Raw genomic sequence first — 26328 nt, forward strand, 5'->3', positions numbered from 1 at the left:
ATCTTCGCGTTTAATCGGACACTGCAACAAGGAGTTGTATTGAAGGGTTCAAGAAGGGAGCGCAACCATGCGTGAGAAGTTCGCGGATACTGCCGCTCTCGTAGTGGCATGTATATGCGCCATCGCCATGGCGTGCGGAACGCTCGCGTTGGCTACGCCGCGCAATGCGGTTGCAGACGAAGTCAGTGTGCCGAGCTATTGCGGAGACAAAAGCGTGATCATGCTCACCTCTACTGGCGAGGTCTATCAAGTTTATGTTCCAGACAACAAGTTGCCAGCAACTGGCGATGTAACTACGAATAATGGCGAGGTTGCTGCGCAGTGCATAATCCCATTGCCGTATCTTCCTGCAAAAATTATAATAAATACAGCATTGGCAAGCACAGATCCATACCGTTATGTTCGCACTCCAGGTTTGACAGGCGGAAGCGGCGCTAAAAGGTGGACCTATGAGGCGCTTGCATCTAATACTGAAAACGGTGACATATGGGCCACGTTAAATACTGGATCTTCTACGATGCAGGTGTACCGTCTAACAAAGGATGTGCGTGAGGAGCATGCTTCAAATCCAAATCCTGCTTATACGTTAGAGGACACCAGATCTAAACTGTCAAAGACGTATTGGGAACAGATTGGAAATCCCGTCGCATACAGTAATCGTGATACAGAGATGGCGACGGGTGGAGCGGTAGATAAAGCCACTGGCGCATACTATATCGCAGCAGTGAATAGCAGCCAATGCCACCCAACTGCGAATAGCAGGGTTTCACAGTCTTGCTCCACAACTTCTAAAACACGTGTGTTGGCGAATTGGGATATTGATTTCTACACTACATCCGGTGAAACACCAGTGAAAGCTGGCACATTGAGGCTCACCGATGGTGACTATGCGCTCAGTAATCTTGCCAGCGACATTGAATTCGACGAGCAAGGCAATCTAACTGTGATCTTGAGTTGGAATACAAGCGAGGCTGCGAAAGATCCCACAACAGGTCGTATGACTCCAAAGTACACGCGTTATGTGCGACGTGTTCATATTCCTGTAGAGAATGTGGCAAATAAAACATTTGTTCCAGATTCTGATTCAATGTTGGATACAAATACCAGTTTGCCGATAACTCGTCCAATAGAATCAGAGGGTTCTCCAAAGGATTTGTATATCTCTGGCATCGGTTCGCTTGGACAATCAAGTGAAGATCTTACGATCTCTATGCAAGATGTGTCGTATCCTATTGGAGAGCAGTCTCTGTACAACATGACCTCTGATGGAACACTGACGGATGTGTTCGATCTTCCTGGAAACCCGCCATACCACATGACGGCTGATCAGGAAGGTCGACCGAAAGCCATGGTGCTGGAGAATGAATCGCTGTGGGGCGGTGGAAGCTCACATAAGACGACCAATGGTCCTTCGTTCGGTTTCTGGTCCAATGAGATCACTGATATTGCGGATGGCATTGGCGTTGAACCACCGAAGCCGTATTACGGCAGCTACCAGTTCAAGAAGATCGATGACTCCAACAATGCGTTGAAAGACGCCGAGTTCACGATGTGGCCGCGTCCAAGCGACGGTCAGTGCACCTCTGTGCCTGCAACCGACGCCACGTCGATCACTCTTGGCTCCGACGGTAAGCCCACTGGCAAGAAGACAGTTCCCTCAGATGACAGTGGTCTTGTGAAGTTCGAAAATGTGCCGCTAGGCCAGGCGAAGTCTTCCGAAACGAAGAGTTCGGCATGGTTCTGCGTGGTTGAGACGAAGGCCCCTATGGACTTCAAGCTCAATAGCACGGCGTGGCAGGTCGAACTTAAGCCTGGTGAAACTACGTCAGGCAATGATGTCAAGAATGAACGAGACACTGGCACGGTGACGGTCGTGAAATACGACGACACAGTGAAAACTAAAACGTTGGAAGGTGCGAAGTTCGAACTCGTTGAAGATACGAATAAGAACGGCAAAGCTGATTCAGGAGAACCAGTGTTCGCTAATTCCAATGATGTTCGTACCACCGGCAGTGACGGCAAAGTGACGTGGACTAACGTGCCGCTTGGTAAAACATATGTGATTCACGAAGTTTCTGCGCCGACTGGCTATAAGACCATGTTGGAGGCTGACTCGAACGCGAAGGAGGAGAGTTTCACTCTGACTTCGAGTGTGAAAGAGATTTCGAGAAGCGTGTATGACGTTCGTAAGGAAGGTCAGATTGTTTGGGGCAAGTACGCCGAAGGAACATTGACGTGGGCAGCAAGAGGAACGATCAATAAAGGTCAGACTTTGCCTACTCATGGCACGCTTACGGGCTCTCAATGGCAACTGACATACAAACCTGACTCAGGTAACACCGAGGATGCAACGTGGACAAAGACAATCGCTGATTGCACGTCGAACGGTTGCGAGGTTACCGATGAAGGCAAGCAGCTACTTGATGGTGACGCCACCGGCGGTTTGTTCAAGTTGACGAACCTTAAAATGGGGTACATATACCCTCACTGAGACTCAAGCACCACTTGGTTACTTGAAGAACGTCGATAGCAACAACCAAAGCTTGGAATACACGTTCACTATCAACCAGAATAACGTGGATCAGATTCAATACCAGCTGATCACAAACAAGCAAGCTTCAGGCCCGACGCTTCCTGCTTCGGGCGGAACCAGCGCCGATCTCTACAAATTCGTTGCAGGCGGACTTTTCGCAGGCGCGCTATTGGCAGGGCTCGGAGTGTTACTGAAGAACAGAAGGAGGTTGAACTCCAGACTTCTCAAGTAATTCAAATGTGCAACTGCATTTCATAACTGAAAATCAATAATTTAGAAGATAAGAATTGAAGGAGAAACAATGAGTGGAAAGCTCAATGGCGTCGCGAAGGCGATCGCCGTTCTCGCTGCAAGCGCAATGACCGTTGGTCTTGCTGCTGCACCAGCTGCCTTTGCAGATGATGAAACCGGTAATATCGATCCGGCTACAAAGGGTACGTTGACTATCGAGAAGCACAAGCAGACTAGCACCAATGGAACGCAGGAAGGTGACGGTACTCAGCAGTCGAACGTTGAGGGCGACTTGATGCAGGGAGTTACATTCAATCTCTACCGAGTGCAGAACTTCGATATGACTAAGGCGGAGAACTGGGACTACCTTGCCAATCTGACAGCATCAGGCAAGAACGTAATGGTTCCCACTAAGGATGGCGGCACTAAGTCAGTCGGTACCATTGAAGACACTCCATTCAAGACTGGTGTGACTGCAGCCAACGGCCAGATCACGTGGTCTGAGGTGCCGCTCGGTCTCTACTATGTCGAAGAAGGCAATTATTCCGGCACAGGCCAGATCACGCAGAAGGCAGAGCCATTCTTCGTTTCCATGCCTTACCCGAACGCCAACAAGAATTGGAACTACAACGTCTTTGTGTACCCGAAGAACTCTTTCGGCACTACCGTCAAGCATGTTGATGAAAATAGTCTGAAGAGTGCTTATAAAGTTGGTGACGAGGTGGCATGGAACGTTGATCAGGATGTTCCGTCCCTTTCCACTAACGAGAAGCTGAAGAAGTTCGGCATCGTCGATCGCATGGATGAGAACGTCACTTACGACAGTGTTGAAGTGCAGGCTCTCAATAGTGCTGGTGGAAAGGATAACAGCGTTACATTCACGGCAGATACTGACTATACGGTCAGCCATGAAAAGCGTGATAACGATGCGCATGACTATGTGAAGATTGAATTCACGGAAGCAGGTCGCACGAAGCTGGCTAATGTTTCCAAGGTTCGTTTCCATGTTGTTACTGTAGTTAGCAAGGATCTGACCGATGCTAGCGTCCCGAACGATGTGTTCCCGATCACGAATGACTATGATCCATTCTCTGACGGTGAGAAGAATCCTCCGGTTCCTTCCGAAGATCAACCATATTACGGCGATTACCAGTTCAAGAAGGTTGATGACACTCAGAAGGCTCTCTCTGGTGCGACTTTCATCATCTGGCGTAAGGATGCTACTACTGAGCAGTGCGCAGTCGAGACTAAAGATATTCCTGCCAAGGCAAAGATGACTGCAACGTCTGGCAGTGATGGTTATGTCAATTTCACTGGTTTGCTGATTGGTAAGGGCAATAAGGGTCTTACTGATGACCAGATGAAGAACCTTACCGCAGACTTCTGCCTCCGTGAAACTCAGGCACCTGCTGGCTTCGTGACCCCTGGAATCAATGAAACGAAGACTGTTAACATCCACGCTGGTCGTGGTGATAACAAGACTGTTGGCGACACTGTTACCAACACCAAGCAGACCGGCCCGAAGCTGCCAATGACTGGTGCTGCCGGCACGATCCTGCTCACCTCGATCGCTGCAGTCGCTCTCGCCGTCGCGCTGTCCCTCTACATGGTGAACGCACGTCGTCGTCAGCAGCAGCGCTGAACCACAAGTCGCAGGTCACTGCAACTTCCGATAGAGTCCTCTAGTCGCAAGACCAGAGTGCACTAGCCAAGCAGGGTGGAGGGAGTCCAAAACTCCCTCCACCCTTCCTTATACTTTCCTTATATCTATATATCTTTTGATCACTTTCGACCAACATATATATTTGGTCGAAAACCGAGTCGCACGCGAAAGAGATCGCCATGAGCAAGCAACAAGCCACGCCAAGCAGAGCGAAACAGCTGTTCTCGGCACTGGTTCTGCCATATGTGATCGTGCTGCTGGTAATCGGCGGTCTGACTTCGCTCGTATACCCAACCGCAGCGCAGTGGTTGAGTCAATACAATTATTCGAAACTCATCAATAACTATTCATCGCTCGTCGATACGGTCAAGCCCGACGAGCAGGAACAAGTCGCCGCCGCGCACGCGTATAACGACGCGCTGATCTCCGGCGCGCAGCTGCTGCCGAACCAGCGCATCCCCAGCGGTAACGGCACATTCACCAACGCGAACCCGACCGTTGAAAGCGCGGCCGCACATGGACGTATAATCAGATTCTCGCCGCAGATTCCAGCGGCCTGATGGGGCGCATTCGCATTCCGAAAATAGACGTTGACATACCGATTTACCACGGCACCGACGACGCGACGCTGCTCAAAGGCGCGGGTCACTTGGAGGGAACGTCACTGCCGGTCGGCGGCAAGTCCACGCGAACGGTCATCACCGCACACCGCGGTCTGGCGGAAGCGGAACTCTTCACGCGACTCAATGAGCTCAAAGTAGGCGACACGTTCACGCTGGAAGTGTTCGGCAACGTGCTCACATACCGCGTGAACGACACGAAAGTGGTCGAGCCGAAAGACAGCGCAGCCGTCAAAGCTGTGGAGGGCAAGGATCTGGCGACGCTCGTCACGTGCACGCCGCTGGGCATCAACACGCACCGCATTCTCGTCACCGGCGAGCGAGTGCTCCCCACACCGAAGCAAGATGCGGACGCCGCCGGCAAATCCTCCGGTTTGCCGCACTTCCCGTGGTGGCTTCTCGGTTATCTCACCGCCGTCGGCTTGACGCTGACGTGGGCGGTGTTCCAGACACGCGATGCGCTGCACCCGCAGACTCAGCCGCATCACGCGAGCTTAAAATAATTTGTTTTATTACTAATGTATTAGTTATTACCGAGTGCTCAGCTGTGCGGAAGCACTGTTTGCAAGATCTGTCAGCAAGCCAAGCAGTCAGCGAACACGTATGCTCGCAGGCGTAGTGTGAGAAGCAATGCCGCGCATGCGGCAAAAACAAGCAAACGCAAGACATACATACAAACATGTGATGAAATCGCGAGAGATTCGCGAGAATAGGAGAGTTATGTCTGAGCATATCGCACCGCTGAGCAGCCACGATTTGGCAGATTTGACGAGCGAGTTCGAAGGCAGCAAAGAGAACGTGATGGCGATGAACGCGGTCACCGCCGCGGGCATCGACAAGGTGGCGCGCAACTATGATCGCGCGCGTCTGCTGCAGCGTCGCTTCTCCACGTCGCTCGACAACGGCGAGGCCACGCATCAGGACCGTTCTGGTCGCTGCTGGCTGTTCAGCTCGCTCAACGTGGCGCGTTTCGTTGCCAAGAAAGCCATGAATATCAAGGAATTCGAGTTCTCGCAGAACTACGCGATGTATTTCGACAAGCTCGAACGCGTCAACTACTTCCTGCAAGACATCGCCAACCTGATTCGTGAGGGCGAGCCGACCGATTCCCGTCTATTCCAGCACATGCTGAGCGACGTGATGGGCGACGGCGGTCAGTGGACGATGGCAATGAACATCTACAAGAAGTACGGCGCCGTTCCGAAGGACCTCTACCCGGAAACCGAGTCTTCGAAGAACACCGGCGAGATGAACACGCAGCTGCGTCGCATGCTGCACACCGCCGTCTCGCAGATGGAGAAGGATCCGTCGCGCATCGACGAGATCATTCTCGAAGCGACGAAGGCCGGCCACCGCATTCTGACGATTCACCTTGGCGAACCGCCGAAGAGCTTCGACTGGGAATACACCGACGCTGACGGCGAGTTCCACCGCGTCGGCGAGATCACGCCGGTCGACTTCTGGAATCGCTACGTCGGCGACGCCGACCTCGAGAGCTACGTCTGCCTGGTCGACGACCCACGTCACGAGCACGTCAAGGGCAAGAAGATCGGCATTGAGCACCTCAACAACGTTGCTGGCGGCGACCCGACCGAATACCTGAATGTGCCGATCCAGTTCATGAAGGACTGCGTGCGCGACATTCTCGTGGAGCGCGGCATTCCGGTGTGGTTCGGCGCGGACTGCCACCCGATGATGGATCGTCAGGATGGCGCATGGGCCACCGATCTGTTCGAATACGGCAAGGTCTACGACTACGACTTCACGATGGACAAGGAGGAGCGCGTGCGCTTCGCCGATTCCGCGATGAATCACGCGATGGCGTTCGTCGGCGTTGACGTTGCCGAAGACAACAAGACGACCCGCCGTTGGCGCGTGGAGAACTCGTGGGGCACGAAGATTGCAGACAAGGGCTACTTCACGATGGGCGATGACTGGTTCGACCAGTATGTGTTCGAGGTGGCTGTGCCGAAGGCGATGCTTCCGGAGGAATACCAGAAGGCGCTCGAAGAGCCTGCCACGATGCTGCCGGCTTGGGACCCGATGGGTGCCCTCGCCTGAGTTTTCGAACTGCTGCGCCTACGTTTGCATTTGCATGGGTGCGGCATGAGTGACTGCCTTGTGGGGCATATGTATTGGCCACTTTTGCAACCAATACATATGCCCCACAAGTGTTTTCAATGATGTCCATTTACTTAACATTGCTTTGCGCAGATATCAGACACGGCATATTATGGTGAACGCTCAGATTCAGGCGAAGTCATAGATATGTCGCCTGATATTGATTTTCAGGAGGCAGAGATGGCAGGGATGCGCGGGCCAGACAGTTCGCAGGATGCAGTACTCGACGCGAACGCCGTGGTTCCCGAAACGGTTGACGTGAACATTCGCCAGCTCGACCCGATTCCCGCTCCCCGCTATTTCATCAAGGAACTGCCGCTCACCGACGCGATGGGCAAGCAGGTGCTCGCACAACGCCAGCAGATTCGCGATATTCTGCATGGCCGCGACGACCGCATGCTCGCCATCGTCGGCCCATGCTCGATCCATGACCCGAAGGCCGCACACGAATACGCTGAAAGACTCGCCGCATTGAGCAAGGAACTCAGCGACGACCTGCTGATCGTGATGCGCGTCTACTTCGCCAAGCCCCGCACCACAATCGGGTGGAAGGGGCTCATCAACGACCCCGACATCAACGGTCGCTTCGACATTCGCAAAGGCATGTGGCTCGCCCGCAAAGTGCTCACCGACGTGGTGGCGCTGGGGCTTCCGACGGCAACCGAATGGCTTGACCCGATCACACCGCAATACCTGTGCGACTTGGTGAGCTGGGGTGCAATCGGCGCGCGTAACACCGAAAGTCAGGTGCACCGCGAGCTCGCCAGCGGCCTGAGCATGCCGATCGGCTTCAAAAACGCCACGGACGGCTCCATCAAGCCGGCTGCCGATTCCTGCTACACGGCTGCGTTCGAGCACCACTTCCTTTCGATCAACCTCGACGGCCATGTGATCGCCGCCGAAACCAAAGGCAACCCTGATTGCCACTTGGTGCTGCGCGGCTCCAACCACGGCCCGAACTACGATGCTGTATCGGTGGCCGAAGCGCTCGCCGACCTCAAGGCATCGAAAGCCGAAGGCCCGAGCGAATATGGGCTCGTCATCGACGCCGCCCACGGCAACTGCGGCAAGAACGAAGTCGTGGAAGCGCAGGTGGTGAGGAACATCGCCGGTCGCATCGCCAGCGGCGAACGCGGCATTCTCGGCATCATGATGGAATCGTTCCTGCAAGCCGGGCACCAAGATCCCGCGCCTTTGGCACAGCTTGAATATGGCAAGTCGATCACCGACGCCTGCGTGCCATGGGACGTGTCTCAAGACGTGCTGCGCGAACTCGCCGCGGCAGTGAGAACCCGCCGCAACGCCCACTGATGCCCATCGATACTTCGCAAAACTTCATATTCATCAGTTGCACAGTAAGCGGCACGTTCAGGTCATCGCGAAGCCTATCGTGAATGCGCGCGGTTTGCTATTCTTGGCTGTGGAATAAGGAGTAGCATGCAGCAAGATTCACACGCGCCACAGCCGAGTGATCTCACCAACGATCAGCCTGAGCCCAATGGCGCACAAACATACACGCGTGAGCAGATGCGCCAAGTGCGCCGAGCCATCGCGAAAGGGCAGAATCCGCTGATCAGTTTGCAAGACGTGCCACGTTGGGAAGATCAGGTGGGCGTGGATCGCATCATCAACCGTCGAGTGCTCGAACTCGACCCACTGCCCTCACCTGCGCAAGTGCTTTCCGACCTACCGTTGACCAGCGAGATGCAAGACATCGTGGCATATTCGCGCGATGAAGTGCGCGCATGCCTGTATGGGCAAGACGACCGCCTGCTCGTGATCGTCGGCCCCTGCTCGGTGCACGACCCGAAGGCGGCGCTCGACTATGCGCATCGCCTGCGCAAACTGCGCGACGAACTTGAAAACGACCTGCTGATCGTGATGCGCGTCTATTTCGAAAAGCCCCGCACCACAATCGGGTGGAAGGGGCTCATCAACGACCCCGACATCGACGGATCGCACAACATTCAAAAAGGTTTGCTACTCGCACGCCGCACGTTGCTCGACGTGCTGGGAGCCGGAGTCGCCACCGCCACCGAGTTCCTGGAACCGACGAGCCCGCAATACATCTCCGATGCCGTGAGCTGGGGCGCGATCGGCGCTCGCAACACCGAAAGCCAGGTGCACAGGCAATTGGCCAGCGGCATGAGTATGCCGATCGGCTTCAAAAACGCCACCGACGGTTCGGTGAAAGCAGCCATCAACAGCTGCATCGCCGCCGAAGACCAGCACACGTTCTTCGGCATCGACCATCGCGGACGCGCCTGCGCCGTTGAAACCCTCGGCAATCCTGACTGCCATGTGGTGCTGCGCGGTTCAAGCCACGGCCCGAACTACGATGCCGCATCGGTGCAGCAGGCGCTTGCCGACATTCACGACATGATGGGAAACGAATCCGCCGCCTCGCACGGCCTGATCATCGATTGCTCTCATGGTAACTCCGGCAAAGACGATGTGCGTCAAGCGCAGGTCGTGCGCGAAATCGCACAGCGGCTGGCGGAAGGCGAGCAAGGCATAACCGGCGTGATGATGGAAAGCTTCATCGTCGGCGGCAACCAAGCGCCGGCACCGCTCAGCGAACTGACGTACGGCCAGTCGATAACCGACAAGTGCCTGAGCTGGCCTGTCACCGAACAGCTGCTGCACACGCTCGCCGACGCGGTTCGCGCCCGTCGCTGGAACTGACAATATATCGGAGCACAAGAAGGAAGAAGAGAACTATGAACACGGTCGCCATCATCAGCGCGCTGGACGAGGAAGCCGCACACATCGCCGACTCATTGAGCGACGTGAGCACGCGCGAATACGCCAGCCTGAACATCGTCAGTGGCACGCTGGAGCGTGAGAACGGCAAGCCGATCAACGTGGTCGTCACCGTCGGTGGCATGGGACTCGTCAACGCGGCAGCCACCACGCAGTGCCTGATCGACGTCGCACATCCGCAGGCCGTGATCTTCTCCGGTATTGCGGGAAATCTCAACAAGAACCTGCATATCAACGACATCGTGCTCGGCAAGACGCTGCGCTATCTCGACACCGACATGCGTTTGGTGGGGCAGTGGAAGCCGGGAACGAGCGAATTCCATTCGGATCCCGCGCTGATCAAACTGGCGGAGACGGCGCTCGACGAGATGGGCATCAACCACATCGCCGGCACCATCGCTTCCGGCAACTACTTCGTCGACACGCCGGAGAAGGTCGAGCAGGTGATCGAAACCACGCAAGCTGACGCCGTGGAAATGGAGGGTGCAGCAGTCGTGCACGTTTCCGACCGCAACGATGTTCCAGCGCTCGTCATCCGTGCAATGAGCGACTCTGCAGACACCGACTACGAGGAGTTCAAAGACTTCGATATTTCCGAATATGCGGATACGGCCGCCAAACTCGCCGTGTCAATTGTGCGCAAGATGTGAGCAACGATTTTCCGACCACATCGTGAGAACGGGCGCTCGCGCTAGAATATCGGTGGATTCCAAACGTACAAGAGGGAGTCGAATCCATGCGTAGCAATACGGTCCAACGGCTGATCGCATTCGCCGTATCGATCGCCATGCTGACTGGCCTCGCCGCCTGCGGAAACAACGCAGCAGTCGACGACGGCACCATCGCAGCGCCCGCAGTCGCCGATCTTTCCGGCTCGTTCGCAGGAGCCGGCGCATCGTCACAGCAAGCGGCTGTGGAAGCGTGGATCTCAGGATTCCAGCGTAATAACGGCGACACCACTATTTCTTACAATCCATCAGGTTCAGGTGCGGGCGTCATCACCTTCCTCACCGGCGCAACCGCGTGGGCGGGGTCCGATAAGCCACTGAGCGACAGCGAAGTGCAGGAGTCGAAATCCGTGTGCGCAGACGGCACCACAGCGTTCGATGTGCCTGTCTATATTGCGCCGATCGCCATCGCCTACCGTCTCGACGGGTTCGAAGACCAGCACATCAACATGTCTCCGCAAACCATCGCCAAAGTGTTCGACGGCAAGATCACACAGTGGAACGACGCCGAAATCGCGGCGGAAAATCCGAATCTGCAATTGCCGGATACGCCGATCACCGTCGTGCATCGTTCCGATAAATCAGGAACCACGCTGAACTTCGTCAAATATTTGTATGCGGCGGCAAACGACGCGTGGCCATACGATCCGAGCGAAAACTGGCCGAACGACGTGGGGCAGGGGGCCAAAGGAACGTCCGGCGTCGTCAGCACCATCGACCAAGCCAACGGCACGATCGGCTACGCTGACTATTCGCAGGCGGCGAGCATGGGAACGATCGCCGTCAAAGTGGGCGACACCTACACGCAAATCTCAGCGGAAGCGGGGTCGAAAGCCATCGCGGATTCGTCTGTCGAAAAGACGAGCGGTGACAACCGCGTGGTCGTCGACGTCAACTACACCACGCAAAGCGAGGGAGCGTACCCAATCGTTCTGCTCTCCTACAACATCGTGTGCCCTGTGTATAAGAACGCGATGACGAGCAAGTTCGCCAAAGCGTGGATGAGCTACGTCACCAGTGAAGACGGGCAGGAAACAGCGCAGCAGGCGACGGGATCGTCGCCGCTGCCCACCGAACTTTCCACTCGAATCAAGCAATCGGTCGACGCGATGAGCGACGGCCAATAGTCAAGTCGTAAGGACTCGATATGCAAACCAACACAGTCGCGCGCGAAAGCGATTCCGGCTCTCTCAACCAGCCGGTGGCGGGCGAGAAAGCCGACAAAATCTTCCGCGCACTCGCATGGACGTGCGGCATTCTGATCCTCGTGGTTCTTGCAGCCGTCACCATCTTCCTGCTGATACAGGCGTGGCCTATCTTCGGTGACGAGGGCGTTTCCAAAGTCATCTCGAACTTCTCAGGCGGGCGCACATCCAGCTTCTGGGGCTACGTGCTGCCGCTGCTGTTCGGCACCGTGCTCGTCGCTGCGCTCGCACTGCTCCTCGCGTTCTTCGTGTCGATGGGCATCGCCTTGTTCATCACGTTCTATGCGCCGAAAAACTGGCGAGCGTGCTGAACTCGATCGTCGACCTGCTCGCCGCGATTCCCTCCGTCATCTATGGTTTGTGGGGCGGACTCGTGCTCGTGCCGTCGATCTTCCCGTTCTGGAACTGGGTGTCGAAAACGTTCGGCTGGATTCCTCTGTTCGCAGGTCCCGCCGCGAATCCTCCGCGCACGGTGGCCACCGTGTCGCTGGTGCTCGCCATCATGATCCTGCCGATCATCACATCTATTTCGCGCGACATCTTCGCGCAGACTCCGAAACTGCAGCAGGAGGCGGCGCTCGGCTTGGGCGCCACGAAGTGGGAGATGATTCGCCTCGCCGTGCTGCCGTTCGGCAAGTCGGGCGTCATCTCCGCGTGCATGCTCGGCTTGGGTCGCGCGCTCGGTGAGACGATGGCCGTGCTGATGATTCTTTCGCCTGGACTCTCGTATTCGTTCCATCTGCTCAAGGCGTCGCAATCGCAGACGATCGCCGCGAACATCGCCGCGCAATACCCCGAGGCGAATTCGCTGGGCGTGAGCGTGCTGATCGGAACCGGCTTGGTGCTGTTCCTCATCACGTTCCTGGTGAATCTGCTGGCGCGACGCATCACTCGAAAGGCAGGTGCCTGATGAGCAAAACCAATCACGCCGCCGACGCGCGCAAAAAAGACGCCGCCGAAGATCTGTTCCTCGAGCAAATGTCGCACCAGCGCGAGGTCGACGCGCAGCAAGGGGAGGACGATGGCACGCTGGCGTTCGCGCCGAACATCGATTTCGACAAATTCAAGCCGTCGCGTTCCTCGCTCGCCGCTCGCAAACGTAAGAACATACTGATGACCGCGCTTATTGGTGTCGCGTTCCTCGTGGCACTGATTCCGCTGATCAGTGTGCTGTGGACGACGCTGGTCAACGGCGCTCGCCGCCTCAACTGGGATTTCCTCTCGCATAACATGACGAACGTGATCGGCGGCATGCCGACGGCGAGCGGTGGTCACGGCGGTGTGCTGCATGCGATCATCGGCACGCTTGAGATAACGCTCGGCGCGATGGTCATTTCGATTCCGATCGGCATCATGTGTGCGGTGTTCCTCACCGAATATTCGAAAGGTGGGCGTCTCGCATCGGTTATTCGCGTGCTCGTCGACGTGATGAGCGGCATTCCGTCGATCGTCGCCGGCTTGTTCGCATTCTCGATGTTCACGATCATCGGCGGCCCTGGCACGCTGAACGGTTTCGAAGGATCGGTGGCGCTGTCGCTGCTGATGATCCCGACCGTGGTGAAAACCACTGAAGAGATGCTGCGTATCGTGCCGAATGATCTGCGTGAGGCATCGCTTGCGTTAGGCGTCACCAAGCAGCGCACAATAACGAAGATTATTTTGCGCACGTCGATGTCTGGCATCATCTCCGGCTGCATTCTCGCGATCGCGCGCGTGATCGGCGAAACCGCGCCGCTGCTTATGACCGCCGGATTCATCGTCTCCACGAACTTCAACTTGTTCTCTGGAGAGATGACCACGCTGCCGGTGTATGTATATCAGGAATACTCCAAATACAAGGCGCACTGTCCGGAAGGGGCGAGCGCGTCTTGTGTGGCGTCGATTCCTATGGAGCGCGCGTGGAGCGCGGCGCTCGTGCTCATCATCATCGTGCTTATTTTGAACATCATCGGACGATTGGCGGCACGCGCGCTTTCGGTGAAGAGCAAGTGAGCCGCCGACTACATGTCGCGCGTGCATATCGCGCGCATGTATTTGAATGACGTATAGATAGTTTTGTAAGGAAAAGGTATGGGACAGCGAATCGATATTCAGCATCTCAACGTCTACTACGGCGACTTCCTCGCAGTCGAAGACGTGAACCTCAACATCGACGCGAATAAAGTCACTGCGTTCATCGGACCGTCCGGCTGCGGCAAATCCACCGTGCTGCGCACGCTCGACCGCATGCACGAGATCACGCCCGGCGCTCACGTGACCGGCGAAGTGCTGCTCGAAGGCCAGAATCTGTATGCGAAAGACGTCGATCCGGTGGCGGTGCGCCGTGATGTGGGCATGGTGTTCCAGCGACCGAATCCGTTCCCTACGATGTCGATTCGCCAGAACGTGCTCGCAGGCGTCACGCTCAACAACAAGCGTATTTCGAAGTCCGACGCCGATGACTTGGTGGAGTGGGCGTTGCGTGGCGCGAACTTGTGGAATGAGGTCAAGGATCGCCTCGACAAGCCGGGCATCGGACTTTCCGGCGGCCAGCAGCAGCGTCTGTGCATCGCGCGTGCCGTCGCCGTGCACCCGAAAGTGCTGCTGATGGACGAACCGTGCTCGGCGCTCGACCCGATCTCCACACTGGCCGTTGAGGATCTGATCAACGAGCTCAAGAAGGACTACACAATCGTCATCGTCACGCACAACATGCAGCAGGCCGCGCGTATCGCCGACTACACGGCGTTCTTCAACCTCAAGGCGGTTGGCCAGCCTGGGCATTTGGAGTATTTCGCAGATACGACGACGATGTTCAACAACCCGCAGAACGAAGAGGCGGAGCGCTACGTCTCCGGTCGCTTCGGCTAATCCTTCATTTTTGAATTTATCTGTCAGAACGGCGAATCCATTGTCATAAACAGCAAAATACAATGCGTAATACATTAGTTTTGCTGTTTTGTGCAGTGGATTTGCCGTTTTGTATGCCATTCGGCCGGTTTTGTGAGTCGGAACGGCGAAAGTATCGGTAAAAACGTCAAAAGCGGTCTGGTTTTGCCGTTCCGACCGTTGGATTTGCCGTTTTATCTCATGCAGCCGGTTCGCACTGTCAGCCGGTTCGCACTGTCAGAACGTCAAAAATATCGGTAAAAACGGCAAAGGTAATATGGTTTTGCTGTTTTGTGCATTGGATTCGCCGTTTTGTATGCCATTCGGCCGGTTTTGTGAGTCGGAACGGCGAAAGTATCGGTAAAAACATCAAGAGCGATCTGGTTTTGCTGTTCTGACCGTTAGATTTACCGTTTTGCATCATGCTGAGGTTGCTTTTGAGGTAAAAGCAGCAAAATATTTGGTAGAAACATCAAAAGTCAGTAACGGCAGAACCCGCGCCGGTACTTCCCAGCAAATAAAACATCTGTCAAATGTATTACTTCGGTGAATGTAAACACCTCGTTTAATCTTCCTGTGATAGGTTCAAGCTGTTCTGGCAGTAGTCAGGGCGAGAAGAAAGAACTCACGAGAAGAATACAAGGTTATTTATGGAGAAGTTTTCCATCTGAAGGAAAACGGAACGACTGTGTCAACCGAGGTTATGGCCGGTTTGACCACGTTCTTCGCAATGTCGTACATCATCGTCGTCAATCCCCAGATTCTGTCGCAGACGGGTATGCCTTGGGGTGGCGTCTTCCTGGCGACCATCATCGCTGCCATCATCGGCACGCTGGTCATGGGCCTGTTCGCGAACGTGCCATATGCACAGGCGCCAGGCATGGGCCTCAACGCCTTCTTCACCTACACCGTATGTTTCGGCCTCGGCTTCACCTGGCAGGAAACGTTGGCAATGGTGTTCCTGTGCGGTTTGATCAACATTCTGATCACCGTCACCAAGATTCGTAAGATGATCATCAAGGCCATCCCGGAGCCATTGCAGCAGGCGATCGGCGGCGGCATCGGCCTCTTCGTCGCCTACGTCGGCCTGCTCAACGTCGGCTTCATCACGTTCACGCCGAAAGACACGAAGGCTGCCGGCCAAGGCCTCGCCACCGCAGCAACGCCAGGCATGGCAACGCTGAACAACCCGACGCTCTGGCTGTTCCTCATCGGCCTGCTGCTCGCCATCGTCTTCACGATCCTCAAGGTGAAGGGCGGCCTGCTGCTCACGATCGTCATCACCGCACTCATCGGCATCCCAATGGGCTTGACCACGATGAGCAACTCCGTGTCGCTTGGCGAAACCTTCAGCCAGCTCCCGCAGACCTTCGGTGCACTGTTCACCGGCCAAGGCTTCGGCTCGCTGTTCTCCGACCCAGCCAAACTGCCGCTCGTGCTCGTGACGATCTTCGCGTTCTCGATGTCTGACACCTTCGACACGCTCGGCACATTCATCGGCACCGGTCGTCGCACCGGCATCTTCTCGCAGCAAGACGAGGAATCGCTTGAAAACGGCCACGGCTTCTCGTCGAAGATGGACAAGGCGCTGTTCGCCGACTCCATCGCCACCTCCATCGGCGCCATCTGCGGCACGTCGAACACCACCACCTACGTCGAATCCTCCGCTGGCATCGCCGCGGGCGGCCGCACAGGCTTGACCTCCGTCGTGGTGGCATGCTGCTTCGCGCTCTCCGCATTCTTCGCGCCGGTCATCTCCGCCGTGCCGAGCGCCGCAACCGCTGGCGTGCTCGTGATCGTCGGCTGCCTGATGGCTGCCTCGCTCAAGGAAGTCAAGTGGGACGACATCACCGAAGCCATCCCTGCGTTCTTCGCCGCAGTGTTCATGGCGCTGTCGTACTCGATCTCGTACGGCATCGCCGGCGGCTTCATCACCTACTGCATCGTCAAGGTGTGCAAGAAGAAGGCGAACGAAGTGCACCCGATCGTCTGGATCGTCTCTGCACTCTTCATTCTCGACTTCATCTGCATGGCGATTCTCTAGTAGCTCGCTAGATTCACCAGCACTGGGTTTCAGCAACAAAGTGCCGGTGCACACACCAAGAACAGTGTGTGCACCGGCACTTTTTATATTAAATAATAATTATATTATTTCTTCGCAGACTTGGCTTCCGCCTCCTGCACCTGCTTCGCAATCGCTTTCATCCACTCGGTCAGTGTGCTGTATTTGCTCGGCATCTGCTCGGTAATGTCAATCACCGGAATATTGCCCGAATCCGCGGCGCTCACCAACTGCTGACTCAGCGGCGACTCCTCCTGCGAATTCTGGATGAGCATATCCATGTCACCGTTCTTGAGCGCGTCGGTGAAACTCTTGATATCAGACGCGGTCGGCTCGCTTTCGTTACTCGTCGCGTTCTTGTATCCCTGCGGAGTCTTGTCTTCCATACCCATGTCTTGCATCAGGTAGTCAGCCACAGCTTCTGTTGCGCCGTACGGAATCTTGCCGTTCTCCTGCGAGATTTTCTTCAAATCCGCCTCGAGCTCGTTCTCCTCGGTGTGCCACTGCTTATTGAGCTTCTCGAACTCGGCTTTCTGCGCGGGCATCAGCTTGATATAGGCGGCGGTGATCGCGTCAGCCGTTTTATTGCGAACCTCGGCGGAGAACCAGACGTGCGGATTATCTCCGGTTTTCTTACCGCCCTCGTCCGCCGCGTTGATCACGATCGCGTTCGACTGCTCGGTGGCTTTGGACGCCCACTCGTCGTAGCCCGCGCCGTTCACAATCGCAACCTGCGCGTGCTGGAATTTCGAGATATCGTTCGTCGTCGGCTCGTAATCGTGCGCGTCGGTGTTCGTGCTGTTCAAAATGGAGGTCACGTCGACGTATTTGCCGCCGAGTTCCTTGGCGAGCGACCCCCACTGATTCGCCGACGCGATCACCGTGATCACCGAACTGTTGCCACTGCTTTGCGACGTGCTGCTCGAGCACGCGCTGACTGCAAACACCGTGGCAAGCGCGGCGAGCAGCGCCACGATGGTGCGCATGAGTTTCTTCATAATGCCTCTTCTACTGTTGAGTCTCTTGCTTATTACTTACTAATTACTAAGTATTTCTATTACTTAAGTATTTGTGCCGTTGCATATTGTGCTATGCATGCTTGTGAAAGATACAATAGCAGAAACTGAGAATCATTCTCAATAAAGTGATTCAACACGCCGATAATTTGCAAAATCTACGAAAGTCGTCAACTACGTGTACATTCTTACCCGTAAACCACAGACCGTTGGTTGAGAGTCGCAAGGCTCTACGAAGTTTGGTTCGCCAAGCCAGCGCAGGTTGAGAAATACTCGCCCGTTATCGGGTAGCCGCTTGCGGCCGAATGTTGCTCTGCCTGTGTGCAGGGCATTTTTTATGCCAGCGTTCCGAACTCCACGTCAACGGCCGACTTAGGAAGGAACGCCATGAAGAGGCCCGAAAAGGAAGCGGTGGTCGCCGAACTTACGGAACAATTCCGTAACGCTGACGCGGTCTACCTGACCGAGTACCGCGGGCTTACAGTTCCGCAGATCTCTGAGCTGCGCGAAAAGCTAGGCCGCGATACTTCCTACACTGTGGCTAAGAACACGCTGTTCCGCATCGCTGCTTCGGAAGCAGGCATTGAGGGTCTCGACGAGATGCTCAAGGGTCCTTCCGCTGTCGTCTTCGTCAACGGAGACTTCATCGAAGCTGCGAAGGTGCTGCGTGACTTCGCCAAGACCAACAAGGCTCTGATCATCAAGGGCGGTTTCGCAGACGGAACCGTGTACGATGCAGAAGGTGCCAAGCAGCTCGCAGACCTCAAGTCTCGTCCGGAACTGCTTGCAGAACTCGCCGGTGCGCTCAAGGGCACGATGTCCAAGGCCGCCTACCTGTTCAACGCACTGCCTACCAAGGCCGTTCGCACCATTGTCGCTCTGCGCGACAAGCAGGAGAAGGCTGCCTGACACTGTGCGCTTAGCCGCATAGTTCACAACAATCCGGAAAACAAAAATTTAGGTATTGATTCTTAACTATCTGTAGAACAAACCGTCAATACCATGAATGAAAGGAAGCCATAATGGCTAAGTTCACTCAGGATGAACTCCTCGAAGCTTTCGGCGAGATGACCCTCGTTGAGCTGTCCGACTTCGTCAAGGCATTCGAAGACAAGTTCGACGTCGAAGCTGCTGCTCCGGTTGCCGCTGTTGCCGCTGCCGCTCCGGGCGCTGCTCCGGCTGAGGAAGAGAAGGATGAGTTCGACGTCATCCTCTCCGCCGTTGGCGACAAGAAGATCCAGGTCATCAAGGCTGTCCGCGCCATCACCAACCTCGGTCTGGCCGACGCCAAGGCTCTCGTTGACGGCGCTCCGAAGCCGGTTCTCGAGCACGCCAAGAAGGAAGACGCCGACAAGGCCAAGGCTCAGCTCGAAGAAGCTGGCGCCACCGTCGAGTTCAAGTGATTTGTGCGGCTTAGCCGCGTGAATTGCTGGAGTTTCTAGCGTTTTGAAGTCCCGCACGTATTTCGTGCGGGACTTTCTTATTCGCGCTATCTCGCTACGTTTTCGACCAATATACATAAGTGTCGCAAAGCGAGCTCAAATCGACCAATATATATTGGTCGAAAGGGAAAGCGGAGGTAGTCAAAGCGCGCGCGGCGCTCCTCCCTAAGCGTGAAAAGCAGCGGGCTCGCCAGTTTCGCACGATTTTGTTTGCTTCATTGCTAGAATTGCAAAAGAGTGTGCGATGCGCGAGCATGCCGTCGCAACGCGAGCGGAACTCTACGTAGAATAGTGCATATTCAAGATGAACATGGCGGGAAAGGGCGGCCAACAGTGAGCAGCGAGCAAGGTGCGGCGACCAAATGGGTGATTCTTGTTGATGGCACGCAGTTAGCGAGCGTAGAGCCCGGCAACAGCGTAGAAATCGGCAGAAAACCACTGCGACCGCTTCCCGACGACGGTAAGAAGCGCGTGGAGATTCTCGACGATTCACGATCCATCTCCAAACGGCACGCACTGCTCACAGTGGCACGTGACGGTCAGGCTTTTCTGCGTGACCTCAACTCCACCAACGGCACGTTCCTCGTGCGCACCGGCGACGAACTCGTGCGTCTGCAGAGCGGCGTTGATTTTCCGCTGCAGTCAGATTCAGTGCATGTGCAGTTCGGTGACGTGCCCGTGGATCTTGCGAAATTCATCGAAGATGACGATTCCACCAAAGACGACACCCCAGTGGTGAACCTGTTCGACTATGCAGTCGACGGCTCGGCGAACGAGCCGGAGGTCGCAGACATGTCTGTTGACGATATTCTGAATCTGCGCGCAGGCGAACCGACCGATATTTTCAACGCGCGCAATGTGCGTGCGCGCGCCACGCAGCTGCACGAGGCCGAACAACAGTCGTTCGTGCCGTTCACGCAGCCGATCAATCCACTGCCTATTCAAGAACTCGATGACGAAGACGCTGGTGAAGATACTCCGCGTGACTTGTTCGCAGATGCGAAGAACGTCGCCGAAGGCATAATCGAAGAACCTGCTGCCACACAGCAGCCGTTCGTCAAGCAACTCTCCGACAAGCCGAAGCACGCGGGCGCTCCGGCCGATCGCCTGATCAGCGTGACCGAACTTGCTTCAGCACGTCCGAAGACGATGCCGCAGGCGCACAGCAGCATGCCGCGCAATGCGGAGGAAGCTGCCGCGGCATCGATCACGCACACCACTGGAAGCATACCGGTCACTTCGGCATCAGCTGAGTCTGCGGAAACTGCGGAATCTGCGAACTCAGCGAACTCTGCAAACTCTGCGAACTCCGCCGAGACGAACGCAGCTGCGGAGAGCGAGCGAGCCGAAGCTGCCGTCAACGCGACCACCGTTACGGAGATCTCGGTCACCGAACAGCCTGCTGAGCAGCAAGCGCAAACGGAGCAGCCGCAATCCGATGAATCTGCTGCGCAGAATGCGGAAGCCGAGCATGCTGACGCACAGAATAACGCCGACGCCGAGTCTGCGCAAGCGCCCGCGGAAACCGCGGCGCAGGCCGCGCAAGACATGCTCGAATCGGTTGACAATGAGCAGAACGCGCAGGCGGCTGCGCAGGCCGAGCAATCCGAGGAATCCGCGAGCGTGAGCGTGGACGAAGATTACTCGCGTTTCCAGCGCGGCGCCGAAGACGCCGAGCAGTCGGCGTCCGCGAACGATGCCGATGCGAACGTCGCAGATGAGGCGGGGGACTACACCGCCGCGTTCGAACCGGGATCGGTGTTCGAAAAAGTGGCGAACGGTGAGTTCAATAAGCAGGAGCCGCTCGTTGAAGTCGATGGATTCACTTCGGATGACGCACGCCGCAGCGACGATTTCGCCGAACAGTTCCAGATGGCACGGCACCCTGAACTGCTGCCGTTCCTGGCGATGAACCCATCGCTGTATGATGACCTCTTCGCTTGGTTGGCGGCGCAAGGCAATGCTGATATTGACGAGGCACTGAGTAAAAACGCAGGTTATGAAGACTATCGCAATGCGATGGGAAAGTGAGCCCGATGTCTGACAACACGAATGTAAGTAAAGCAGAGCAGGTCAGCGCTTCCTTGGACCAGCTGCGTCATTGGCGCGACGAATATCGCGCGAGTCTGATGGCCTCGCCGCTGGAAGATGTGAACCAGCTCAGCGCCAAACTAGACCTGACTCACGCCCACCCATCGGGCATTTCGCAGCTGTTCGCCAGCGGCAGCGCCCCACTGCACTCACTGTTCCGCGATAGTGGCATGTTGCGCGCCGCGGCTCGCCGTGCGGAACGCGTGTTCGACGATCAGAGCGCAAAAAAGCGCGTCAGCGGCGTCGCTGAACTCTCCCTCGTGGTCGGCGTGGCCACGTGGAAGGGCAACAAGATGCCGGTTCTGCTGTATCCGGTGGAAGTGGTGCGAGACGGCACTCCGGTGGAGAACCACACGACCATCACATTCACCGGGCATGTGCGCCTGAACTCGGCATTCCTCAACGCAATGCGCGAGAACGGTGTGAGCCTTGACGAGCGCCAGCTGTTCGACGGCTCCAACTACGCCAGCGGCACGCCCGAGACTGCGGCGGTGTTCGCCGTCATCACGAAGGCCGCCCAGCAGGTGTTCGCCGACTTCTCGATCGAACGTCAGATTATTCTCGGCTGTTTCGTCGACCCGTCCACTCAGATTCTGCTGGAAAGCAGGCTGATCATCGAGCGCCTCGCCAAAGGGCCGATCAACAACGTCATGCTGAACGCGCTGGCAGGCTACCCCGAGGCCGCCGCCGAGCTTTCGCAAGTGAAACTTCCTCCATATAGCCCGTTCGACGGCGACCCGCACTCCGAATATGAGGTTGGCGATGTCGACAACACGGTGCGATATGCGGCGAATATGGCTGCCGCCGGTCACTCGCTATTCGTTGACGGCACACTTGGCAACGACACCGCTGAACAGGCCGCGGCCATAGCCTCACGTTGCGTGATGGCTGGCCGCTCGGTGCTGTATGTGCCGTGTGTGACCGCGCAGAAGCGCACGTTCACGATGCTGATGAAGGCCAACGAACTCGGTGACCAGCTGCTCGACGTGGCAGACCCGAACGCGAATGCGGCCATCGACCACCAGCTCATCAGCGCAGTCGGCTACCAGCAGGGCGTCGCGACTTCACGCTTCGAACAGTTGGCAGACGAACTCGTGGGTGTGCGCTCACGCCTAACCCGCTATTTGGGCGATCTGCACGGTGTGAACCAGACGTGGGGCGTTTCGGCATATCAGACGATTCAGAACCTCGCCAGCATTTCTGAGCTCGACGCTCACCCGATGACCCGCGTGCGTTTGTCGAAGGAGTGCGCGCTGTCGGTCGGCAAGTCGCTTGACGATTGGTCGAAGAAACTCGAACGCGCCGGCGAACTCGGCGAATATACGATCGGTCCTGACGACACCGCATGGTTCGGCGCTTCGCTGTATAGCGAAGAGGAAGCCATCGAAACCTACCAGCGCGTCGTCAACGTGCTGCGTACATTGCTGCCCGCCACACGTGAGCAGGTTGCCACCACCGTCAAGATCTGCGGCTTCTCCGTGCCGCAAAGCGCACAGGAGTGGGGTCGTCAGGTGAGCGTGCTGAAGAATTTGCGTCGCGTGCTCGACGTGTTCCAGCCGGAGATCTTCGAGCGCGACATCGATGCGATGATCGAAGCCACCGAAACCAAGCAGGAGCGCAAAGCTCACGATTCACAGATGGGATTCTGGGATCGTCGCCGCCACGTCAAAGAGGCCAAGAGCATGCTGCGCGTCGGCGCTCAGGTGGAGAACCTGCATGAGGCGCTGATCGTCGTCAAGAAGCAGGCCGAACAATGGCGTCTTTTCGTGCCGCACGGCGGCTGGCCGATTCTGCCTCCGAAGCTCGATGACATCATCGACACGCAAGAGCAGCTGATGGGCAACCTCACGGCGCTCGACACGGTTCTGGCCACCACGCCAGCTGGCGCTGATCTCGAAAGCCAAGACTTCAACGATCTCGAAGAACGCTTGAAGGCACTGTTCGACGACCGCAAGGCGCTCGACACGTTGCCGGAGCGTTGCGTGATCGAACGCGAACTCAGCCGAGCAGGGCTGCTTGAACTCGTTGAAGACCTGCGTGAACGCAAAGTGGACGTCAACGCGGTCAGCAACGAGCTCAAGCTCGCCTGGTGGACGACGGTGTTCGACGACATCGTGCATTCCTCCGCGATCATCTCGAACCAAGACGGTTCCGCATTGCAGGCTGCCTCCGACCGCTTCGTGCAGGTCGACGTGGAGCATGTGAGGTCGATCGGTCCGATGGTGATGCAGGAATCGATGCGTCGCCTGTGCGATCTGCTGTTCTCCCGCACTCAGGAAGCGAACATGATGCACACGGCGCTCGCCGGTGCTTCCAACATCTCGTTGAGTCGCATCCATCAGGATCACCCCGAGATTCTGGCTGCCGCCAAGCCGATCATCATGGCCACCCCAGCTACGTTGGCTGCCGTGACGAACCCGACGCCTATCGCTGACGTGGCGATCATCGACGCCGCCGCGCACCTGCCATCGGTGTTGCTGCTCAGCATTCTGTGCCGTGCACGCCAAGTGGTTATTCTCGCTCACCACAGCACGGTGACGAGCGAAGGCATTCGCATACTGATGTCGATGTTGCCGAACATCTCGGTGGAATCTCACCCCACTCGCCGCGATCCACGCGTCAACCTGTTCCTGGAAGAGCAGGGCTATGGCAAGATCAAGGGCGATGTGGTGCGCGAACCGATGCAGGGTCACATTCGCTTCCACAAGATCGAAGCCGCGGGCGTGCCGCTCATGGCAAGTGGGTTGGTGGAGAGCTCCCAGCAGGAGATCGCCGAAGTCGTGCGTCTGATCACGCAACGCGCTCAGACGTTCACATTGGTGCCACCGAGCTATCTGCTCACCGTGGTGTGCCTTACCTCGACGTTCCGCACGCGTCTTGGCGCCGAACTGCGTTCTCTGGCCGCCAAGAGCGAGGCGATGGGGCGCTTCCTGCGTCACGTGCGCATCGTAGACATCGTTGACGTCGCCGGTGCACGTGCCACCGATGTGATCCTGTCGATGAGCTATGCGAAAACCACGCACGGCAGGCTGCTTCAGCAGTTCGGCGCTCTTGAGAACGATGGTGGCCGAGGCATGCTGCTCGATGCGTTGGCGCTGTGCGATCATCATCTCGACATCGTGAGCGCTTTCGGAGCCAGCGACCTCGACGACGAACGCCTGCATCAAGACGGTCCGAAGATGCTCAAAGTGCTGCTGCAGTGGGCGGAAGACCTCGATGAAGCCATGGTGGTGCGTCCACAGATCGAAGAAACCGACGAAAACGTGTTGTTCAACGATCTCGCGGCTCGCATTCGCGAACGCGGCTTGAACGTGGCTGTCAACTACGGCTATGACGGCGATCTGAAGCTGCCGATGGTCGTTGGGCTCAAAGACAAGCCATATGCTTTGGCAGTGTTCACTGATGATGCACAGTTCATGAGCATGCAATCCACGCGCGAACGCCACCGCATTCTCCCGCAGGAGATCGAGAGCCTCGGATGGTCGGTTATGACCATTTGGAGCGTCGGCGCATTCGTGAACCCCGAAAAGGAAGTCGACCGCGTGGTGGCACGACTCGGCGAAATCTACCAAGACAAGCGTTAGCATGACCGATTCCAACGATTCTGAACCACGCCCATACAGCGCCACGCGCCGCACCCCACGAGTGCATAAGCGCGTGGTGCATCAGGGTACGGAACGATTCGACGCCGATGGCGTCAAACTCGATCCGTCAGAGGCCATGACGAGCCAGCAGCGGCAGGCAGACGACGACAAGCGCATTCTCTCCGAATTGCCACCCCACTGGGGCGTGTTCGAAGAACGCCAATAAGCCTCTTACAGCTTCTGTCAGCTTCCGATAGACTCATACGTTCGTTACCGCAACCATGCAGCCGAAGCAGTATGAGCCAACCGGCTGGCGCGTTCACGCGCGCGCCATCGCCGCTATGAGTGCACCTTGCTCCTGAGCTTTCAACACTGCCATCGCTTCATCGACGTCGAGTGCCATAGCAGTGAGCGACGCCCCGCTGTCATCGAGTCGTGGTTCAGCCATCACAATTGCCCGTGTGCTGACCACGCACCCATCGGGAGAGGCTCGCGCCTGCTCAGTGCAAGCGTTCATCGAACGCAACTCCACAACGGTTCCCAACGCAAACGGGTGTTGCCCGGCCGCAAGCCGCACATCGATCACCGTTTGCTGTTCGCCAACCTTCGGCGTCGCCTTCACGCTCGAGGCCAGCAGAATATCCCCTTCCTCCAAAGGCATTTGCGTAATCAACCCAATGGCCTTATCCGTACTCACGAGCGCATTGTCAAGCGCATCGAACGCCGGTGCCTCAACCACCGCAATGTCACTCACGCCGAGCACAGTGCCCGCGTCAAGCGATCTATCGGCAACAACCACAGTCCGTGTGGCGGTGGCGTCGATGATGCATTGCAGTATGCAGAACACCGTTACGGAGGCGAGCAGCGCGATCATGTATCGGCGTAGCTGCCAGAGCATGCGTCGCGCATGCAGTGACTCGCCTTTCGCGGCGTTCGCGTCATCACCGTCGCGGTGAAGAAATCGCATAAGAAAAGCCATCATGTTTCGATGATGGCTTGAGTGGAATCGAGAGTCCAGTCTCACAGGCAATTGTGGTTTGTTGACGAAGTTAATTGATTAACTTCGTCAACAAACCACAATCACATTATTTAGACGATCCTTTGCTGTCGGTGCGGTAGAATCCGCTGCCTTTGAACGTGATCGGCACGGCGGAATACACCTTATGCACCTGCTTAGCGCCGCACTTCGGGCAGATCTCAATCGGCTGGTCGGTGAACGACTGCTCTTTGGTAAAGTCGTAACCGCAGTTCTTGCAGCGATAATGGTATGTTGGCACGAAAAGCTCCTTGCTCAATAAGCCTCTTTACGCATTCATATCTGCCATAATCCTAATACGCCTCCCGACAGAGGTCAGCGTAATGTTCGCCTCAGCGAAACGTGCAGTTCCCTTTTCTTCGCTG

21 protein-coding genes and 1 pseudogene are annotated in these 26328 nt (G+C 56.5%); 19 read left to right on the forward strand and 3 right to left on the reverse strand.

Features of this window, described 5'->3' with window-relative positions; all coding sequences use genetic code 11:
- The first annotated feature begins 67 nt into the window (after window positions 1-67).
- The 14 genes and pseudogenes from GSD1FS_RS04560 to GSD1FS_RS04620 all read left to right on the forward strand — a co-directional run bounded on the left by GSD1FS_RS04560 (window position 68) and on the right by GSD1FS_RS04620 (window position 16776).
- Window positions 68-2491 (forward strand): MSCRAMM family protein, encoded by a 2424-nt coding sequence (locus GSD1FS_RS04560; RefSeq protein WP_155588583.1) that lies wholly within the window; start codon window positions 68-70, stop codon window positions 2489-2491.
- 22 nt (window positions 2492-2513) lie between these two features.
- Window positions 2514-2765: a hypothetical protein gene (locus GSD1FS_RS04565; protein WP_155588584.1), complete on the forward strand. Its 252-nt coding sequence runs from the start codon at window positions 2514-2516 to the stop codon at window positions 2763-2765.
- Window positions 2766-2834: 69 nt separating this feature from the next.
- Window positions 2835-4406 (forward strand): SpaH/EbpB family LPXTG-anchored major pilin, encoded by a 1572-nt coding sequence (locus tag GSD1FS_RS04570; protein ID WP_155588585.1) that lies wholly within the window; start codon window positions 2835-2837, stop codon window positions 4404-4406.
- Window positions 4407-4606: 200 nt separating this feature from the next.
- On the forward strand, window positions 4607-4987 hold the full coding sequence (locus GSD1FS_RS09500) for a hypothetical protein (protein WP_196425032.1): 381 nt from the start codon (window positions 4607-4609) through the stop codon (window positions 4985-4987).
- Window positions 4987-5550, forward strand: coding sequence for a class C sortase (locus GSD1FS_RS09505; protein ID WP_196425033.1), 564 nt, complete (start codon window positions 4987-4989; stop codon window positions 5548-5550). The genes GSD1FS_RS09500 and GSD1FS_RS09505 overlap by 1 nt, the downstream gene beginning before the upstream one ends.
- Window positions 5551-5767: 217 nt before the next feature.
- A complete protein-coding gene (locus tag GSD1FS_RS04580) occupies window positions 5768-7108 on the forward strand; it encodes a C1 family peptidase (RefSeq protein WP_155588586.1) in 1341 nt (446 codons plus the stop codon).
- A gap of 240 nt (window positions 7109-7348) precedes the next feature.
- Window positions 7349-8479 (forward strand): 3-deoxy-7-phosphoheptulonate synthase, encoded by a 1131-nt coding sequence (locus GSD1FS_RS04585; RefSeq protein WP_155588587.1) that lies wholly within the window; start codon window positions 7349-7351, stop codon window positions 8477-8479.
- Between the two features lie 126 nt (window positions 8480-8605).
- Window positions 8606-9853, forward strand: a complete 1248-nt coding sequence (locus tag GSD1FS_RS04590; RefSeq protein ID WP_155588588.1) for a 3-deoxy-7-phosphoheptulonate synthase — start codon at window positions 8606-8608, stop codon at window positions 9851-9853.
- A gap of 35 nt (window positions 9854-9888) precedes the next feature.
- Window positions 9889-10581 carry a 5'-methylthioadenosine/S-adenosylhomocysteine nucleosidase gene (gene mtnN, locus GSD1FS_RS04595; protein WP_155588589.1) on the forward strand — a complete coding sequence of 231 codons (693 nt, stop codon included), beginning with the start codon at window positions 9889-9891 and terminating at the stop codon, window positions 10579-10581.
- Between the two features lie 86 nt (window positions 10582-10667).
- Window positions 10668-11786 (forward strand): phosphate ABC transporter substrate-binding protein PstS, encoded by a 1119-nt coding sequence (gene pstS, locus GSD1FS_RS04600; protein ID WP_155588590.1) that lies wholly within the window; start codon window positions 10668-10670, stop codon window positions 11784-11786.
- 20 nt (window positions 11787-11806) lie between these two features.
- A pseudogene (gene pstC / locus GSD1FS_RS04605) lies at window positions 11807-12774 on the forward strand (phosphate ABC transporter permease subunit PstC).
- Between the two features lie 68 nt (window positions 12775-12842).
- A complete protein-coding gene (gene pstA, locus GSD1FS_RS04610) occupies window positions 12843-13856 on the forward strand; it encodes a phosphate ABC transporter permease PstA (protein WP_155588613.1) in 1014 nt (337 codons plus the stop codon).
- Window positions 13857-13934: 78 nt separating this feature from the next.
- Window positions 13935-14714: a phosphate ABC transporter ATP-binding protein PstB gene (pstB, locus tag GSD1FS_RS04615; protein WP_155588591.1), complete on the forward strand. Its 780-nt coding sequence runs from the start codon at window positions 13935-13937 to the stop codon at window positions 14712-14714.
- A gap of 721 nt (window positions 14715-15435) precedes the next feature.
- Window positions 15436-16776, forward strand: a complete 1341-nt coding sequence (locus GSD1FS_RS04620; RefSeq protein ID WP_155588614.1) for an NCS2 family permease — start codon at window positions 15436-15438, stop codon at window positions 16774-16776.
- A 104-nt stretch (window positions 16777-16880) separates the two neighbouring features.
- Here the strand turns inward: GSD1FS_RS04620 and GSD1FS_RS04625 are convergent, their stop codons facing one another.
- Window positions 16881-17792, reverse strand: coding sequence for a metal ABC transporter solute-binding protein, Zn/Mn family (locus GSD1FS_RS04625; RefSeq protein WP_155588592.1), 912 nt, complete (start codon window positions 17790-17792; stop codon window positions 16881-16883).
- A 405-nt stretch (window positions 17793-18197) separates the two neighbouring features.
- Between GSD1FS_RS04625 and rplJ the strand changes: the two genes are divergently transcribed.
- From rplJ to GSD1FS_RS04650, 5 genes are all read left to right on the forward strand, one after another.
- Window positions 18198-18719, forward strand: coding sequence for a 50S ribosomal protein L10 (rplJ, locus tag GSD1FS_RS04630; protein ID WP_155588593.1), 522 nt, complete (start codon window positions 18198-18200; stop codon window positions 18717-18719).
- A 113-nt stretch (window positions 18720-18832) separates the two neighbouring features.
- Window positions 18833-19213, forward strand: coding sequence for a 50S ribosomal protein L7/L12 (gene rplL, locus GSD1FS_RS04635; RefSeq protein ID WP_155588594.1), 381 nt, complete (start codon window positions 18833-18835; stop codon window positions 19211-19213).
- A 372-nt stretch (window positions 19214-19585) separates the two neighbouring features.
- Window positions 19586-21283 (forward strand): variant leucine-rich repeat-containing protein, encoded by a 1698-nt coding sequence (locus GSD1FS_RS04640; RefSeq protein ID WP_343030199.1) that lies wholly within the window; start codon window positions 19586-19588, stop codon window positions 21281-21283.
- Between the two features lie 5 nt (window positions 21284-21288).
- Window positions 21289-24927 (forward strand): helicase, encoded by a 3639-nt coding sequence (locus GSD1FS_RS04645; RefSeq protein WP_155588595.1) that lies wholly within the window; start codon window positions 21289-21291, stop codon window positions 24925-24927.
- Window position 24928: 1 nt separating this feature from the next.
- Entirely contained in the window at window positions 24929-25153 is a 225-nt protein-coding gene (locus GSD1FS_RS04650; RefSeq protein ID WP_155588596.1) for a hypothetical protein, read from the forward strand.
- Between the two features lie 93 nt (window positions 25154-25246).
- Here GSD1FS_RS04650 and GSD1FS_RS04655 read toward each other — a convergent pair whose 3' ends face one another.
- Complete coding sequence (locus GSD1FS_RS04655; RefSeq protein WP_246165821.1) at window positions 25247-25894, reverse strand: SAF domain-containing protein; 648 nt, start codon at window positions 25892-25894, stop codon at window positions 25247-25249.
- A gap of 118 nt (window positions 25895-26012) precedes the next feature.
- Entirely contained in the window at window positions 26013-26204 is a 192-nt protein-coding gene (locus tag GSD1FS_RS04660; protein ID WP_343030200.1) for an FmdB family zinc ribbon protein, read from the reverse strand.
- Window positions 26205-26328: the final 124 nt, after the last annotated feature.

This window comes from Bifidobacterium canis (assembly GCF_009727065.1).
Taxonomy (GTDB): Bacteria; Actinomycetota; Actinomycetes; order Actinomycetales; family Bifidobacteriaceae; genus Bifidobacterium; species Bifidobacterium canis.